Source organism: Halomonas sp. M1, from assembly GCF_029581375.1.
Classification (GTDB): Bacteria; Pseudomonadota; Gammaproteobacteria; order Pseudomonadales; family Halomonadaceae; genus Vreelandella.
On sequence record NZ_CP121119.1, the window covers coordinates 1,039,640 to 1,056,489 of the forward strand.

Annotated in this window: 12 protein-coding genes; all 12 read right to left on the reverse strand. The window is 52.4% G+C overall.

The genetic code is table 11. The annotated features are described in order from the left end of the window. Positions 1–41 precede the first annotated feature (41 nt). Positions 42–1,013, reverse strand: a complete 972-nt coding sequence (locus P8S54_RS04705; protein ID WP_281443426.1) for a GlxA family transcriptional regulator — start codon at positions 1,011–1,013, stop codon at positions 42–44. A gap of 216 nt (positions 1,014–1,229) precedes the next feature. Beyond that, on the reverse strand, positions 1,230–1,682 hold the full coding sequence (locus P8S54_RS04710; protein ID WP_009099835.1) for a hypothetical protein: 453 nt from the start codon (positions 1,680–1,682) through the stop codon (positions 1,230–1,232). Between the two features lie 116 nt (positions 1,683–1,798). Continuing rightward, positions 1,799–3,088, reverse strand: coding sequence for a VWA domain-containing protein (locus tag P8S54_RS04715; protein WP_281443427.1), 1,290 nt, complete (start codon positions 3,086–3,088; stop codon positions 1,799–1,801). A gap of 15 nt (positions 3,089–3,103) precedes the next feature. Beyond that, a complete protein-coding gene (locus P8S54_RS04720; RefSeq protein WP_035540655.1) occupies positions 3,104–3,598 on the reverse strand; it encodes a hypothetical protein in 495 nt (164 codons plus the stop codon). Between the two features lie 31 nt (positions 3,599–3,629). Beyond that, positions 3,630–4,394 carry a hypothetical protein gene (locus tag P8S54_RS04725; protein ID WP_009099829.1) on the reverse strand — a complete coding sequence of 255 codons (765 nt, stop codon included), beginning with the start codon at positions 4,392–4,394 and terminating at the stop codon, positions 3,630–3,632. A gap of 22 nt (positions 4,395–4,416) precedes the next feature. Continuing rightward, entirely contained in the window at positions 4,417–5,868 is a 1,452-nt protein-coding gene (locus P8S54_RS04730) for an SUMF1/EgtB/PvdO family nonheme iron enzyme (protein WP_281443428.1), read from the reverse strand. Positions 5,869–5,977: 109 nt separating this feature from the next. Next, the gene (locus tag P8S54_RS04735; protein ID WP_281443429.1) at positions 5,978–7,207 is read right to left on the reverse strand and encodes an FtsX-like permease family protein; all 1,230 of its coding nucleotides are present in this window, start codon (positions 7,205–7,207) and stop codon (positions 5,978–5,980) included. After that, positions 7,191–7,889: an ABC transporter ATP-binding protein gene (locus P8S54_RS04740; RefSeq protein ID WP_281443430.1), complete on the reverse strand. Its 699-nt coding sequence runs from the start codon at positions 7,887–7,889 to the stop codon at positions 7,191–7,193. The genes P8S54_RS04735 and P8S54_RS04740 overlap by 17 nt, the downstream gene beginning before the upstream one ends. A 32-nt stretch (positions 7,890–7,921) precedes the next feature. Then, entirely contained in the window at positions 7,922–9,922 is a 2,001-nt protein-coding gene (locus P8S54_RS04745; RefSeq protein WP_281443431.1) for a vWA domain-containing protein, read from the reverse strand. Further along, positions 9,919–11,040, reverse strand: a complete 1,122-nt coding sequence (locus tag P8S54_RS04750; RefSeq protein ID WP_281443432.1) for a hypothetical protein — start codon at positions 11,038–11,040, stop codon at positions 9,919–9,921. The genes P8S54_RS04745 and P8S54_RS04750 overlap by 4 nt, the downstream gene beginning before the upstream one ends. Then, a complete protein-coding gene (locus P8S54_RS04755; RefSeq protein WP_281443433.1) occupies positions 11,030–13,771 on the reverse strand; it encodes a putative virulence factor in 2,742 nt (913 codons plus the stop codon). The genes P8S54_RS04750 and P8S54_RS04755 overlap by 11 nt, the downstream gene beginning before the upstream one ends. Beyond that, positions 13,768–16,848, reverse strand: a complete 3,081-nt coding sequence (locus tag P8S54_RS04760; RefSeq protein WP_281443434.1) for a virulence factor SrfB — start codon at positions 16,846–16,848, stop codon at positions 13,768–13,770. The genes P8S54_RS04755 and P8S54_RS04760 overlap by 4 nt, the downstream gene beginning before the upstream one ends. Positions 16,849–16,850 lie beyond the last annotated feature (2 nt).

The following is a 16,850-nucleotide window of genomic DNA, read 5'->3' on the forward strand; positions in this document are numbered from 1 at the left end:
GCGACATAAAACGCATACAAAGCGACATAACTTCCATGTGGCTACTGATGTGACTGGCGTCGTGCTTCTACCGGTGAACAGCCAAACTGCGCGCGATACGCCCGTGCAAAGCTCGAGCTTGATGTAAAGCCACACGCAATACCCACCTCTAACACATCCATATCGGTTCCCATCAGCAGGCGCTGCGCCCGTGATAAGCGCAGCGACAAATACCACTGCCGCGGCGTTTGATGAAGGTGCTCCTCAAATAGCCTTTGAAGATGGCGTAACGACACCCCCGTTCGCTCGGCAATCTTTATCAGGGGTAATGGCGCTTCCAGGTGGCGCTCCATTAACGCAACCGCTTCAATTAAACGCCGATTATGCGAGCCTAATCGGCGTGCCAGCGACATACGCTGCTGATCGTGGCGATTTCTTAAGCGCTCATGAATCAGCTGCTCAGAGACATCCACCGCCAGCTTGGTGCCGTGGCGCTGCTTGATAACCTCTAACGCCATGTCCATCGCCGCCGCGCCGCCTGCACAGGAAAACCGGCGCTCCCCTAGCTCAAACAGCTCATCGGATGTGTCAATCAGCGGAAAACGTTCGCGGAAGGCAGGCAAGCTCTCCCAGTGCAGCGTTACTCGCTCACCTTTCAGCAGCTCGGCAGCAGCCAATAGAAAACAGCCGGTATCAATGCCGCCCAGTGCGCAGCCAGCCTGGTCTAAACGGTGTAGCCAACTGACCAGAGGCCGCGTTAGATACGCCTCTGGTTCAAAGCCGCTGCAGACAGCCAGCGAGGGTAAGTCCCAACAGTCGCCAATCGGCTGATCAACCATCAGCGTCATGCCGTTGCTGGCACTAACGGGTTCACCATCCAAACTAAACAGCGTCCAGTCAAACAGGGGGCGACCGCTCATACGGTTGGCAATGCGTAAGGGTTCAACAGCGGAAAAAAATGCCATCATTGAAAAGCGAGGCAATAAAACAAACCCTATTCGCTCGGGCATAAGGCCGTGGTAATGCAAACGCACGTGGCTAACTCCTTATTAGGCTTTGCGGAGAGAAACCGCGCAGCAGCCACATTTCCGGCTTGCTGAAGTATGTACCCGTTGACCACCCTAGACGATGGCCGACGGGTTGAAGAGGAGTGCAGGGAGATCTCCGCTGCATTCTGGATCACGTTATCCTATGGCGTTTCGAACGAAGAAGAACTTGCCGTGTTGCGTAGTTGATTGGGTGCCAAACAACTATGAAGACTGTTTTTCGCCTTTATTGACTAAGCGTTCCATATTCAATGCAATTGACAACACCAAGATTAAACCTTCTTTTAGCAGCGACATGCCAATAACCGCGAAGTAAAAATACACCAACACGGTAATACCCGCCGCTATACCTGCCATGAGGCCCCCATACCCCATACTACCGCCAATCAGCGCAATGACACTTGCCAGTATGCCAACAAACCAAGACAAAAAAATGGCACCATCCCAAGCGGCCCTGAACCAATCAAAAACCGGAAATTCGGACTTGCTAGAAGCAACTTTTTCTTCATCGCTACTTTGGCGCATTGCAGCCAGGCGTAACGCCGCTCCTTTCCAAATTGACCAGGGAATAGTAAAAAATCGTACGACACATACCATAAGCGCCTGGATAACCGCTGGCACAATAGCCGTACCAATTTGGTTTTTTAACTGAGACATTTCCGTTTCCTTTTGAATTTTGTCGCGCCATTGGCGCAGAGGCATCATTGCCTCACCGTTAAACTGCTTGTTTATTACTCGCAGTAGAACCAACCTGACCGGCTGGCAAGTTCTTCTTACTCACAATAGTTAGCATTGAGTAGCTGAGCGCTGGCTTTTTCCAGCATGCTGCTAATTTCAATAGCATCCTGTGAGCTAAACACTTGACCACCAGTCTGTTCCGCCAAGCAATTAGAGAGACCATCTTTAGTAACATCGACGACGTTAATCGTGAGCCGTGGCTGATTTTGGGCAATCTCTGCTGCAATGTGACACTGATCCTGCCCACAACCGTCGGTTCCGTCGACAAAAGCGATGATGGTTGCATCCCGCTCCCGGCCATCCACTAAGCCGGCTGCTGCCACCAAGCTTTCAGCCAAGGGGGTGCCATCATAGGCATGTAAAGACTGGATACCGGCAATCAGCTGCTCTCGCTGCTCAAAGCTGAATATCCCTTGTTTGACCGGGGAACCACACCCTGCATAGGTAATGAGGCCAGTATCAATATCGGGGTGAAGCTGGTTAATAATATGAGATACAGAATCCTTGGCGACCTCTAATCGAGAGGTGCCTGACTCCAATGATAAGAGACGCTCATTGCCTGTATTACGCAGCATCATCTGATGAAACCCAGATAAGCCGAAATACCACTCTTCATCCTCTTGTGTTGCCGCAATATTGAGATTCATCGAACCGGACGTATCAAAAATCAATACAAACTCTGGTGGTAAGCCTTGCTCACCCTCACGGCATGCGTAAGGCACGGCCCCTGAATCATTGCCAAACCAGCGCGGCCAGTAGCGATCCAAAGGCCAAAATAGATACAGCAGCCACCCCAGAGCAAAGAGTAGAAGTAACGGCAACAACCACAACAGCGGCTTAAACGATCTACGGCGTGACGCCACTGCCACAGGGGCAACGGGCGTAACCACCGGAGCAGGCTTAGGCGTAACGATAGGCGCGGTGGCTTTCACCATATCCGCGCCCCAACGAATCACTACGGGTTCGCCGTTGAGGCTATAAAGGTGCTGCTTTTCAGCGGGGCCTATTAAGGTTCGCAAGCTTTCGCCAGCGTCACTATCACCGCGTCTAACCAGCTCATCGGCCAAACGCCCTAAGCTCTGCTGGCGTTGCTCATAACGCTCCAACAATAAAGATTGCTCATCTTTTGTTAAAGCATCAAACACCAGCGGCTGACCCGGCAGTTCCGTCCACCACTCCAGCGTATCCCCCTGACCGTTACGTGGTAGGGCGAACATACTGCCAATGCTAGGAGGAAAATGACGATGAATAAGCGCGACTTTGGCCTGATAGCTTTCAAAAGTACCACCCAGCATCACTTGGGTATCACGCAGGATCCGTTGCATTGTTACTCTTCCGCCTTATTCATAGCCTAAGCTTTGCTGAAGACGGCTTACCTGCTGCTCAAGTTCAGCTAAACGCGCTCTGCGGGCCTCAATTTCTGCTTCGTCACGGGCAGGCTCTTGATTAGCGTTCAATTGCTGTTCAATGGCATTAAGACGATGCTGAAGCCCAAGTTCCTCACCACTACGCGCTTGCAAGCGTGTCAGTAATGTTTGTAGAGAGCTATTGAGTGCTTGCTGCTTTTCTTGCTGAACACTCAAGTCCTCGCGGGTAGCCTGCTGCTGGGCGCGAATGTCGCTATAAACTTGATGAAACAAGGCGTTTTCTTCTTGATCCAGACGAACCTGCTGTTCGCGCTGCTCAACTTGAGCACGATAGGCCCCAGAGGTATCACAAGAGAGTTTTGCTACAAGGCTCGCATCGCGATTATAAGGATCACACTGTTCCGGCGTAGTCGCACAACCGGCCAGCAGCACCACGCTGCTGGCTATCATTATGGTTTTACTTATCATGGCGTTCTTCATAATGTTTCGGCTCGATTCCTTAACCCAACGTGATAGCAGAGCGCATGTTGTAGAGTTCATCCACTTCTTGCTGCAGTGCCAACACCTGCTGGTTCATCACGTCGATATCCTGTTCGACACGCGCCATTTCTGCGGGACTGGCTTCCACTCTTTCTGCGGCAGCAACCTCTTGATAACTATCTGCTTTCTTACGCATGTTAGCTAGTTCGCGACGCAAAATCCCAATATTGCTATCGATAGCTGCCAAGTCACGCTCAGCGGCCGCTTGGTCAAGTTGCTGTGCTTCCATATCAGTTTGAATGCGCTGAATACGAGCTTTATCTTCTTCCATCACCTCGCGCACGGTTTCAGTCCGCGCGATGACATTACGAGTGTCTTCTTGAATATCCGCACTCATTGCCTCTAAACGCTCGCTGGTATTCGCATACTCGCTGCGGCGTTGATCAAGATAATAGTTGGCACCCATGGCAACACCGCAAGCACCTAACCCGGCAATAATCATGCACTGCGTTCTATTACTCGGATTGGTGATAGCACAACCCAACATGCCTGCTGCGGCACCGGCTGCACAGGCTTGATAACCCGAACGACTAAAGAACTGCGCATCACTACCTTGGGTTAGTCGCGGGTCTGCAGCAGCGTTACTGCCGTTACCAGATAGCATCGAGCTTCCTGTCGTCACACAGCCGCTGAGCACCAACATGCTGCCAGCCACTGCTGACATCATTAGTGCTTTCTTCAAACTTAACGTGCGTGCTTTAAAAGACATCTGATTGCTTTGCATAGTAAGTTCCCTTGCGTTTTTTTTAATTGGCCATAGCTTTGCAGTTTTCCAGCCAGGCATTGGTGGAAATGTGTTGCTCTTGCAGATACTCCCGCTGGTTTTCCCAGTGAGTGTGTAGATAGGGCTTAAGCGGAGTGAGCTGTCGATTACGAGTGATAATTTCCTCAAATACTTCAACTTGCTCTTTGAGCAAGCTTTCACCGTACAATGTGGCTGACTCGACCAAGCTACTGGCGTAGTAACGGCTTAATGCCTGCAGCCTCGCATCCTGCTCTTCTAGGCGCTGTTGACGCATGCCGCAGCTTGCATCTGCGTTGCCAGACTCACAGTTAATTTGGTAATTATTATGGAGAAAATCGAGAAAAACGCCGTCATCCTCTAACTTAGTGCAGAGAAAACTCCCCAGATTAAGACTCGCGCGCACGGCTAAGTTGCGTGCTTCTTCTTGGCGCTGGTTACTTGCTCTTAGCTGGCTCTCTAAGTCGCGCAACTGCTCTTGTAATGCACTATCTTGAAGCTCAGACGCCAAGTTACTCAGCTGCTCAACCGTTCCGGCTGTATCTTGAGATCCGTCTGTAGACTCTAAATCTGCGCCCAGTTCGCGCCAGCTGGCTTCGATCTCAGCAATTCGATCCCGCGAGGTCAAAGTCGGCGCCACCAGCGACAAGCGAAAGCCTACTTGTCCACTTTGGGATTGGCCGCTGTCCCGGTAATAAGGCTCTTCGCCGCGTAATGCTGTGCGAATATCGCTCTGGGGTGTTAGATAACTGCCGCCGCGCACAACAAATCCACCTGCTTGCCCATGCTGGCGATCTAATTTATTGAGGCGAAACGGCTCAAACATCATTTCTGCCGCATTACCCAACATGTCATGCAGGCCTAGTGGGTTAGGATGCAGTAAACCCGCTAATTGCAATTGACCGTTAGCTGACTGGGGGCCAGCAAACCACTCATATGCATTCAAGCCTTCCGGCATGGGATATCGACCATCACGAAACTCAGCAACATCAACTTCTAAGCCACCCCGCGCGGCATATTCCCACTCAATTTCTGTGGGCAAGCGCACAAAACCCAGCACTCCATCCTCCTGCGGCAAAGCATCTTCACTGTTCTCACGCAGCCAAAGGTTATAACGGTCCGCTGCCGCTGTTGCCTCGAACCAACTCACTGATACCACCGGCAAGCGTAAGCGCGTTGAAGGTGACGGACACTCGTCCCCCATTAAGGCGTCATACTGCAATTGCGTTGTTTCATACTTAGCTAGTAGGTAGTAACGCGAGACGCCTTCGCTCTCACTGAAATTACCGGAAACATAGGAAGGCCGACGCTGCTCGACATACCCCCAGCCAGTACCGTCCTGACCGATATTGATTGGGAAATCATCCAGGGGTCCTGTCGCCGGAATATGCACTTTGCGAAACGCCATGGCGCCATCACAAGGCATCGGCAAAATGACATCATCATCTTGAGGCATGGGATTATACAATCGCTCATCCCATTCGGCTGAGGCAGTGCCCACCTGAAAAAGCAAAACAGCAGCGCACCCTGCACCACCCCAATGTCGGGAAAACTCTCTAAGGGATTTATAATTCACGCAGACTCTCCGCAGGTTCAATACTGAAAGCGCGCAGCATGCCAATCAACGCCACGACGAGGGCAACTAACAACGCCAATAAAAGGGCCATCACGCCGTGCACGAAGGTGATCCGGCAGACAACGCTCCCGGTTGTCGTACTCATTGCCAGGGCCTGGTTAAATATCTGGCTTCCCAGCCCATAGAGAGCAAGTCCAACCCCGTACGCTGCAAGCGTTAGCGTGCTGGCCTGCAAGACGATATATCCCGCGATTGCCGGACGATCGAAACCCAATAGGCGAAGCACTGCTAAATCCTTGCGCTTACGATCGATGTTAGCTAAGAAAGCGCCTAGCATTGACGCTAAACAACCCACCAACGCGGTACTCGCAATAACCCCAAACACCAGCCCCAACACATGGTTGATGGCCTTTACATTCTCGATCTCAGCCAAGCGGCTGGCCGTATCGATATGCTGGGCATTGAGCCACTGTTCCAGTTTCGCCACCTGATCCATGTCGGCGGCATACAAACGAGCACGAGAAAAATGTGTTTCCCTGTCACCTCGTTGCTCACCTGTCTCCACCCCAAGGGAGTCTATACGGTAGCCATCGCGAAAATCTTCAAGTGCAATCAATAGCGGTAGCGCGACAAAAGCAGCCGGTCGGGGGAAAACATCAGCGGGTAAAATACCTTTCACAATGACAGATTGCTGACCACGCTCTGCTCGGCCATCAAGACGGCGGCTAACAAACAAACTCAACTCTTCGTCAACGCCCACATTTAAGCGACGAGCAGCCGATTCACTCAGTACGACCGCAGATCCTTGAAGGGGCTGAGATAGCGAAAGTGATGCCAAGAGAGGGTCACCTTCCGCTGTGGGAATAATTTCAGCGTTATCGACGAAATGGCGGCGATCCAGTACCAAATCTGCTTGGGTATTGAGTGAGCGTGTCATACCAATTGCAAAACCCACCTCAGCGCGATTGCGCAGCTCTTCAAGCCATTCAGCATCATAACGACCGCTGGAAATCATACGAATTTCCAAGTTGCGAGGGTCATTAAGTAGCTCCGACTGTAATTGGCTGACGACCCCATGCTTAAGCCCGAACAGCAATAATAAGGGCGCAATCACGGCAACCAGCGCCGCGGCAATACACATCGACACCTTGCGGTCATGCCAGAGATCTTTTAATGCTAACGATGCCAGCAGTCGAAAACGCTTAGTTGCGGGGTTCAAAGACGGTCTCCCCTTTTACCGTGATGGCATCAAAGCGCGCTAAACCGAATGTCTGAACGAGATCCCAGTCATGGGAAACGACTAGCGCGGCAAGCTGTAGCTCTTCCACTACTTCCATAAACAGTGCAAAGAGCCCATGCGCGCTATGAGGGTCAAGTGCGGCGGTGGGTTCATCAGCCAATAACAGATGTGGCTCGTGTGCCAAAGCACGCACAAAAGCCACCCGCTGACGCTCACCAATGGAAAGCATGGCCGGACGCTTATCCATCAGCAGCGTTAAACCAAGGCGTTCGACGGCTTGCTCAACACGATCGCTTTTATTGGGCAACCCCTGCAGACGACGCGGCAGGGCAATATTGTCAGCCACATTTAAAAACGGCAGTAACCCACCGTTTTGCAGCACAAACCCTATATCACGCGCACGAAGCTTAGCCAGTTCACCTTGCTCGTGATTACGCCAAAGCGTTGCAACGTCGTGCTGTGCTTTCCCCAGAATAAAATGCTCAAGCCCGCTGGGTGCTAAAAGCAGACCCACCGCTTCTAATAAGGTGCTTTTTCCACACCCACTAGGGCCGGTAATCGCCAAGCACTCACCTGGTGATAGGCATAATTTTGGCAAGCGTATTTTATGTGCTTGCGTGCCTTGACCACGCTGCACCACCATGCCCTGTATCGCCAACATCCTGTTTACCTCAGTTGTTTTAAATGCCTATATCAGGGCATCATTTCAAGAGGAACAGGATAGACGTCGTCTCTTGGATCACTGCCTTCAGCAAGCGAAACCCAGCGATCGACATCCTCGTTATAGCGCTGATAGTGACGCAGCTTAATGCTCAGATTACGAATAAAGCGCTCTTGAGATAGACCATCCCAGCTCTTCCAGGTGGCTTCATCTAAATTGAGCACTTCGCTCTGGTAAGGTAGGTCTTCTAGGTACTCTCCCATCAAACCCAACTCGGCCAACTGTGTGGTCTCGTTTTGCTGCAGCTGATTGGGGTCGGTGCCCATGGCTGCTGCCACCGAACGCAGCCGATCAAACATGTCAGTAGGTGAAATAAGCCCTTGATTGGCAGCATCCAAAATCTGCGTTACGACATCACTAAGATCGCTCAACTGCGATTTCGTCAGTAGCACTCGAACGTCGGTACTTGGACGGTTTTGCTGTACTAGATCACGATCGCTAATCCAGGCCTCGAAAACCGGCGGAGCTACACTCCCCGTCTGCTGGCCAAGATAAGCAAGTTGCATGGCGTGGCCAATGAGGCTCGCATCTTCCAGCAGGCGCTGCTGATCGGGGTCAGTCTCATCAGGGTCAGACTGCTGCGCATTCAAGGCGCTTCCGATAGCACCGTCACCCAGGTAAGCCGCACGCACTTGAGACGTAATTGCCTCAGCCAAGGCATCCACTTTAGCGCCGAAAGCCTCGACATCGCCCGCTTCCACTGGGTAGTACAAAGAGGTGTTGGTGCCCGCATAGGTCGAGAGGTTTGCGTATTGGGCTGCAGCCCTAGCATGGTCGTTAAAACGTTCGCCGCTTGCCGTTTTCAAGTGAAGTGTGTAAATGGCCACGCCTGGATTAGCAGCCTCTAGCCGCACTTGGTCAGCACTTAACCCGGTTGAAGAGCGCTCATGATCACCCTCGATGGCGCTGGCATCGGTAATTAAAACAATATAGCGAGCGCCATACTGGCTCCAATCTACTTCATCAATTGCCTGCATCACCCCGGCATAAGCATCTTCTTCAAAACCCGGCGTGGAAACCGTAGCTTCATGGAGCTTATCCATGCGCGCCATCAAGTCTTCCCTGCCTTGAACCTCCATCGGGTTGGCATACATGCGACTGACGTACTCAAGTTCAGGCACCATCTCTACGCTGTCGCGAAAAGACACCAAACCAAATTTGACTTGCTGATCAAGGTTTTCCGCTTCGATTCGATCGAGTATCTTGCTCACTGCTTCACGAGTACGCTCGATATACGGCCCCATGGAAATCGTCGAGTCAATCACGAACACAACGCCTGCGTTAAATTCACGCAACTGACTGGCCTGCGTGCCACCTTCAGGGTCTGTTTCAACCCCAGCAGGATCCAGCTCACCCGCTTTACTAACTGACGCCACGTTCAATAAGCGTGCACGAAAGCCAGCTTCAGTGAATACCTCTTCACCTTCGAGTATGGGCAACAGGTAAAACTGTTCCTGAAGATCGACAAAGTACTCAGGCTCCCGTGCCAAAACCGCAGACACCTCTTCATCACGATCCAGGGCAGCATGTAAAGGAACTACCTGACTGGAAGGCTCGTATTCATCGAGAATGTCTTGCAGGTCATTTCTCTCACGGAAGAATAACAGGCGCTGACGGTTTGCTGGATTAGTGAACGCCAGCGTTAACTGCATTTTCCATGCAACACTGCAATCCGCCGGTAACCACCCACTCGTATCACCATAGCTATCCGGCCCAACTTTCAGCCATTCACGCCCATCAACGTCGCTGCGCTCATAAACATAAAAACGGGTAAATGCTGGCTGAAGTTCGCCACTGCTCCCCGCCGTCTGCGTTAATTCACACCCGGGTGTCGTCAGCACACGCTGATGCAGAGTTTGCTTACCTTCTTGCAGTAGCGGACGTGGATCGGCCAGCGCTACAGTGGCACCCAGCCCTATGCCTGATAAAGCAACCGTCGAAAAAACGAAGGTCGCGAGCGTTTTACGCATCATCCGCCCAACTCCTCAAAACGTGCCTGTGCTTCACTATTTTCAGGCTCAACATCGAGTACGATCTGGTACCAATAGCCCGCAGTTTCCGCATCGGCTGAGCTAAAGCAGGTGTTAGCCTGGTGATATGCTGGGTCGTATTCACGAGCATAAGCCAGCGCAATAGTGGCATCGCCAGCGATAGCGCGGTTGGCGTATAGACGCCGCGCTATTCCGCACTGATTGGCATCACGTGCGGCTTCGATCACAGACAGCAACGCTTCTGACGTCATATCTGCTTGGGAACAACCTTGCACAAATGCCAACTCATCCTGCTCACCTAGTGCTTCTATCGAACATGCCATTGCCGGGCCGGCCGATGATGCAGCACTGCTTTCTTGCAGATTTTCTTCAGAAGAGAGGTCGGCCTCTGCTTCGCTAACGTCGTTATCTGCTTGTACGATTTCCTCCTCTTCGAAACTGTCTTCTTCCTCGATGTTCTCTTGAGTAGTCGGCTCAGTTTCCGTGGTATTGGCATTGTTGCTAAACCAGTACCAAGCACCGAATGCCACGGCAGCCAAGAGTCCAAGCCCCAACAATAGAAACAACAAAGGCCCCCGCTTGCTTGTCTTGTTCACTGGCGGAGTTTCCACGACTGGCACGGGCTCAGGCTTAGGCGGCGCTTTTAATTCAGGTTCTGGTTCTGGCTCTGGCGCTGGGTCAGGCGTTTTTTCCGCGACAGGGGGCGAATGCAGGGCCGTACTGGCAGCTGCAGAAGGCGTAGAACCCGCAGCGCTGGACGGCATTAAATCGCGTGATAGCCGAATTACCCCTTCACCTTTCGTTCCCTGAGCATCCTGCAGTGTCAGCAGATATTGCGTAGAGCCGGGAAGCTCTAACAGAGGATCAATAATCGTGCTGTCGAGCACTACCTGGAGACGCTCGGCATCGGCTTCTTCCAGCCTTGCCAATTCAAACGAGTGAGTCTTAGTGCTCCACGTTTTGCCCGGATGCAGAAACTGTTGATCCTGGCTTTCTTGAATCGTCAGTTGCAGTGTCGTCGTTGCTCCTTTCCATCCCTTGAGCAGTAAACGGCCTTGCCCCGGCGTACCGGATTCCAGCGGACGCAGTTCAACCCGCATGGGTCACCTCCGGTTGGCGAAACGTTGACAGTACAGCACCCAGGCGCTCGTTTTGTTCCATGGTAATTTCCCGTCCCGCGGTATGACCTGCATTTTCCTGCGTCACGATACACAGTCCTGAAAGCCAGTCGGCCAAGTAAAGTACGGCTTGATTCACCGGTTGCGGCGCCAGACATGGCAGCTCGCCGGGCAAAATGAGAGGATTCGGCAAAAACAGCTTTTCTTTTTTACCCGCGAGGCTGTTAGGTCGCTGGTCAACCGGCACATTCTGATACCCCAGCCATGCAATAAAGTCGCGCAGCACCAATTGAGCGGCTAATACTTGACGCTCTACCAACTGATCACGTTTAGCACTGCTTTGGGCACGCCTTAGCAGCGCTTGATCCAAATGCTGCTGTAGCTCCATACGATTAGCGGCTGTGATCAGCTCGTCGGTCAGCGACTCAACCACGGCTTTGTCCAATCCCAACAGTTGAAGCAACGCCTGCCGCCCGGGTATTTCTCGCAGATGAGCCACCCATGCCTGGAAAACCTTGCGTGCGAAGCGGTGATCCGCACCTTGTAGCACTGGCGCGTTATTGGAGGCAGGTGCCGCCGCGGCATCATCATCAAAGGGAGAGCCGCTGGAGAAGGGGTCATCATTCAGGCTAAAGCCGCTATTGCAGTAGAGGCTATCGGCCTGCTTAGCTTCCTCTTTATCTGCATCGCCTTCTTTGGCTGGCACGCCGTCTTCTTCGCTATCGCTCAAGTACAGATCGCGAACTGTTTGCTGGGGTAGTTCCAACTGGTGCTGCAACTCACCTAGGGTTGCCAGGCGCTGCCCTAGGCTTTGCCACAAAAGCTTGGCGGCCTCGCGTTTTTTAGCCACTTCGCCACTGCCATCGGTGTGATGAAGAGGAGCCAAGCGTTTTTCAACCAAAGAGGTTAGTGTGTCGTTCAGCTGCTTTTCGATACTGGCCAGCTTAAAGTCCAGCGTGGCAATGCGGCCTAAGTACTGGCTGATGCGCTTGATGCCGCCATCGTTAAGCGCCAGCATCGCTTCCCAAGCTTCGTCAGGCGCGTGCACGTGCTTTTGAACGCTGGCATTCTCAGCAAAGGTAGACGCCATACGCACAAGAGGCGCTGCGCAGTCGTCGTTAATACCCAGCTCTTCATTATCACGGCTATCAAGGAAAGGAACAGGCAGCCGCGGCTTGCGCACTAGAAAAGTATTGTTGAAGGGTTCACCCGGCGCCCACTGGCTCATCCAGTCGTACTGTCCAAAACGCTCCAACAGGGTCATCTTAATCAACCCTTCCCAGCCTTCACGTAACTGGCTTTCCGTCAGGTTCAACGCGCCACTGATACGCTTATCAAACATGGTAAGCGTCCAGATTAGCCCCGGCGCTTTACCCGCACGGTCTTGGCTGGTTACGCCTTGGGTCTTTTCAATCCAGCGCGTTAGCACCGGGCCGACCGAGGTCACGTCGCTTTGTTTATCCGAGCTCGTACACACCACCAGAGCGTTCATTTCCTGGCTGTCTGTATACCGTTCGAATAAATAAGCTACTTTGCCGCGCAGTACTAGCTGTGAAACTGGGTTGCCCCCTTCGCTACTGGCTTGACTGGCAGCTTCAGTGACACTCTTCAGGCTAAGGCGACCGCGATAACCAGGAAAGTCTAATAAATCAACTTTTTCAACGTGAGGGTCTTGGGTTGGCTCAATCAGCGGGAACGTTAGCTCGGCGGTCAGTGCTGCTAACTGAGCTACCGATACCGCTACCGCTTTGCCGGGCGCTTCCTGCTCTACTGGGCGCACCTCTAAACTATGGTCACTGGCACTTCCTAAACGCTCAAGAATATCCACGTTCATAATGCTGTCACGCTGGCTATAGCCCTCGCCTTCGGGGGTCACGAGACACGTCAGCGGCGCATAAACGGTAGGGGCGTTGCCAAGGCGGCGTAAGGTGGACGCCAACTGCACATAAAGACGAGTAAGCTCTTCTTGCTCGCCCCACAGCAGAGAGAATAGATCAGCACGCTGTTCGCAGGAGAGGCGCGGCGCTAATTTGAGAACCCGCGGCCAGTAACGCGCTTCCAGTTTGCTAATCGATTTCTTAAAGCTGCCAGTAAGGTAATCCCATAATGAAACTACATCATCACCGCTTAACCCTGGCTGTTCGTCTGCCGTAATATCAACACCTTCGAACGGCCTGAGAATTCGCTCAATACGTGCTTCATCAAGTTCATAGTGCAACTGTTCATGGTCGAAATCGTTAAACCAGGCGTTAGCCAATATCTTGGCAATTTCAACTTCACTGAAAAGGCGCAGTTCAACAGGCGAATCCGCTGGCCCGCTCATCGCCGTACGACTGAAGCGGGTTACCAAACCAGTGGCTTCCTTACCCCCACCAACAGGGTTTACGTGCTCAATGAAATCAAGACGCTTGCCGCCGTAATCGGTTTCCAGCTTGCCGTTGTGTCCCGCGGCCATTGCCGAGATCAAGTAGGACTTCCCTGCTTGGGAAAGCCCGAAAAAACCAATGGTCATTGGAGTGCCCGCAGCACGCCCAAGGCTTGATGCCAAATTGCGCGCTTTGTGCAATTCCAGAATCAAATTATCAGCTTCACTATCCAGACGCGGGGCATTGCCACGGACGTTTTCGATCCACTCGATGGCTTGACCGGCACCGGCGTGCACAGCTTTCCAGCCTTGGCCCAGTTGGTGTTGTTTAGCCGTCAGATTGCTCATTTGCGCTTCACACTCCCGCTGTCCAGCCAGTAATTAGAATCGCCCAGCCCTGCATCAATCATCGTATTGAGCTGAAGATTAATATCTGATTTGCTAAATGACTTATTGGTATTGGAGCTAACTCGGCTAACTTTTAGCTCATCACTGATGAGGCCGACTTTGTCTTTTTTATCGACGACTTTGAGTTCCACTTCGACCACCGGCTGGTTGCCATTTCCATCATTCACTACTGCTTCTCTGTATTTATCCTTGCCCGACTCGGTCAGCTCAAGGGTATAGAGCGGTGAGGCCACCCAACGCTCGGCATCTAACTGACGATAACCAAGACGCACAATCCCCCCGCGCACCTGTACTTTTGTTTCGTCGTCTTCTGGCAGCTCAATCGCGGTGCCGTTTTCATTGGCTTTGATATCCCGATAGACCACGTCATCGCTTTTCATGACGTTGTTGTTATCAATCGAGCCTAAGTGGCGAATCAATGAGTAAGGCCTGAGCTCCTGAGTACGGAAGTAAAAACTGGGTAAATCTAACTGATCACACAACAGGCACAGCATCGCGCCGACCGCCGCAGTACTTTTGGGGTCATCAATCTCGCCATTAGAGTGGAAGGGGTACCAGTTACCAGTGCGATAGTTCTGCATGGGCAGAATCCGTCCTGGGGGTAGCGGCAGCATTTTGCGTAAAAACGCTTGGATACCTGGTAATCGTGATGGACGGCCCGTTAGCAGCAACATGTCGCAGCTATATTGATGGATCACCTCACATAGAGCGCCGAGGGTTTTACCGATGTTGATGCCATCGCCCAAAAACGCTTTATGCACGTGAGGGAGGTTAAAGGTAATCGGGATGTCCATTAGCTCGAACGGTGTGGCGCTAAGGTTTTTCACATCACGTCGCACGGCCCCATGTACATATTCCCTAACCGCCTCGCTTGCCGCGTGATCACCCAACAGCTCTCGGTACGTCGCGGTGATGACGTGCGGGTTCTCCTCACTTTCTTTTTCTTGAGGATCAAAATTTTCGTAATAACTGAGCAATTTCAACCCAAGAGGCGTGAAGACCTGCAAATTGAGCTGCTGTCGCAGCACCTGCTCCTGAGCACTCAGGCTTTCTCCACCCAGCAAGCGTGACATCATGGCATCCGGGGAAGACACCCCCGTCAGCCTAAGTGCCTCTTCAAAGCTCTTCAGTACAAAGGTCTGAATGACATCAAGCAGAATGTCATCGCCGGCAATACGAAAGCCATCACGAAAACGTTGCTCAGGAACGATATGAACATTGCTACTGTTGCCGCTTCTTTCATCGCTCTCGATACGGTAATCGGTGATCACTAAATCGGTGGTGCCACCACCAATATCGATACTGGCAAGCGTTATCCGATCCCGCTGCTGTTTTTCTGGGCGCGCCAAAGTGTCGAAAAATTCTTCAGGATGGCCTGCGAAGTTTTCATTGATTTCGGTATATAGATAAACCAGCTGCCCGCAGGTCGCTTCGTCCCACTCGACACGAATTTTTGGCAGCGGTGGTGACGGCGCGTCAGCCTCAACAGGCTCAAAGGGGTCATCCTCACCCTGATACCACCCCATGCCCTGCCAAATCAGTCCCACCGCTTCACGCATACGCTCATCCAGGATACTGCGCTCTGCAAGCGGCATAGCCGGGGGCACCGTCAAGATGATTGAACGTAGGCGGCGCGGAACATCGATATTGCCCTGACGAGAGCGTTGGGCCGGGCTATTGATTTGCATCAACGCCTGCGCCAACACTTCCGAAAGCATGAAGGTCATCAAGGAGCTACGCGAATAGTGCGGTTTGAAGACTGGAAGATCATCCTCCTCATCATCACGCATGACCGCATAGATCGCTTTGCCGCGCTCATTGATCAGGTTGGAAAAAGGAGCGGCCGTGGCGAAAGGCTCTTTATCTGCTTTGACATAAGCACTATTAAACCGCCAGCCGTGTGTGTACCGACTGCCGTCCCACAAATAACGCTTGGGGCTTGAAAGACCCGTCGAGCCTTCGGTACCGCGACGACGACTAGCCAGGCGCCCCGCCTCACCTCCCACTCGAGCAATGGTGGGCCAGCGGAAAGCGTCATGGCGGCCGCTCTTAACCGAGAGATGATCCTTACCAAAGAAGGTCTGGGAAAATTCGACACGACTTTCGAAAGGTTCGTTGTAAACGCACTCTGGGTCGACCAAGTCACGTAACTCGAGAACATAGTTCTGCTTTAAACCAGAGCCTGACTGCTCATGGTGCTCAATCAGAATACCGCAGGTGCGCGAATTGCCCACATCCAAAACAAGGTCGACAGAGATGGGGGTTTTCTGGCTAGCATCTTTACCTACTAAGCGAACCTCAGGTACTCGCACCTTGGGCTTTCGCTGTGTACGCTCGGCGGGAATCGGTTTCCACAACAGACTCAGCAGGTTCAAGTAGTGGGCCTGGGGATGTAGCGCCTTAATGTCATCCTCCAGCTCATTCTGATCCATCTCCGGATGGCCTTCCCGGTATAAATCATTGAGCCACTCTTTAACCCAGGCCAAGTCCATGAACCAGCCCATTTCATGGGGTGTCAAGGCAAGCTTAAATGTCTCTCCGGAACGCACGTCTTCTTCATTGGGTGCCAAGTAAGCCGTGCCTTCGCGCTTAAGCATACTCCGCGTATCAAACGCGATCGTCATACGATGGGTGTGGCCATCAACATCGGGCGTATCCAGCGCTACCAAACGCAGACGCGACCAGTTGCTGGGGCCCTCATCAAATCGATGCGGCGGCATGTGCCGAAAAAACGGTATCGGCACCCACTGCCGATCCAACAATGCCAAACTCGACTCCATATCCATGTCGAGGTACGGCTTACTAACTCGCTCAACCTTGTTGGGTTCCGGCTCATAAAAAGTAGTGCCATCTTCTTCATTGGTGAGCAGGCGTACCAAAAGGTCATCTGCCAATTTAGCAAACTCACCGCCGGTTTCCTTACGAGGCTCAAGCGTCAGGGCAAAATCTACAAACTGAACACCGGTATCGTTGACCAACGGGACAACGTCTTGGAACTGAGTGACTTCAGGCAACATGT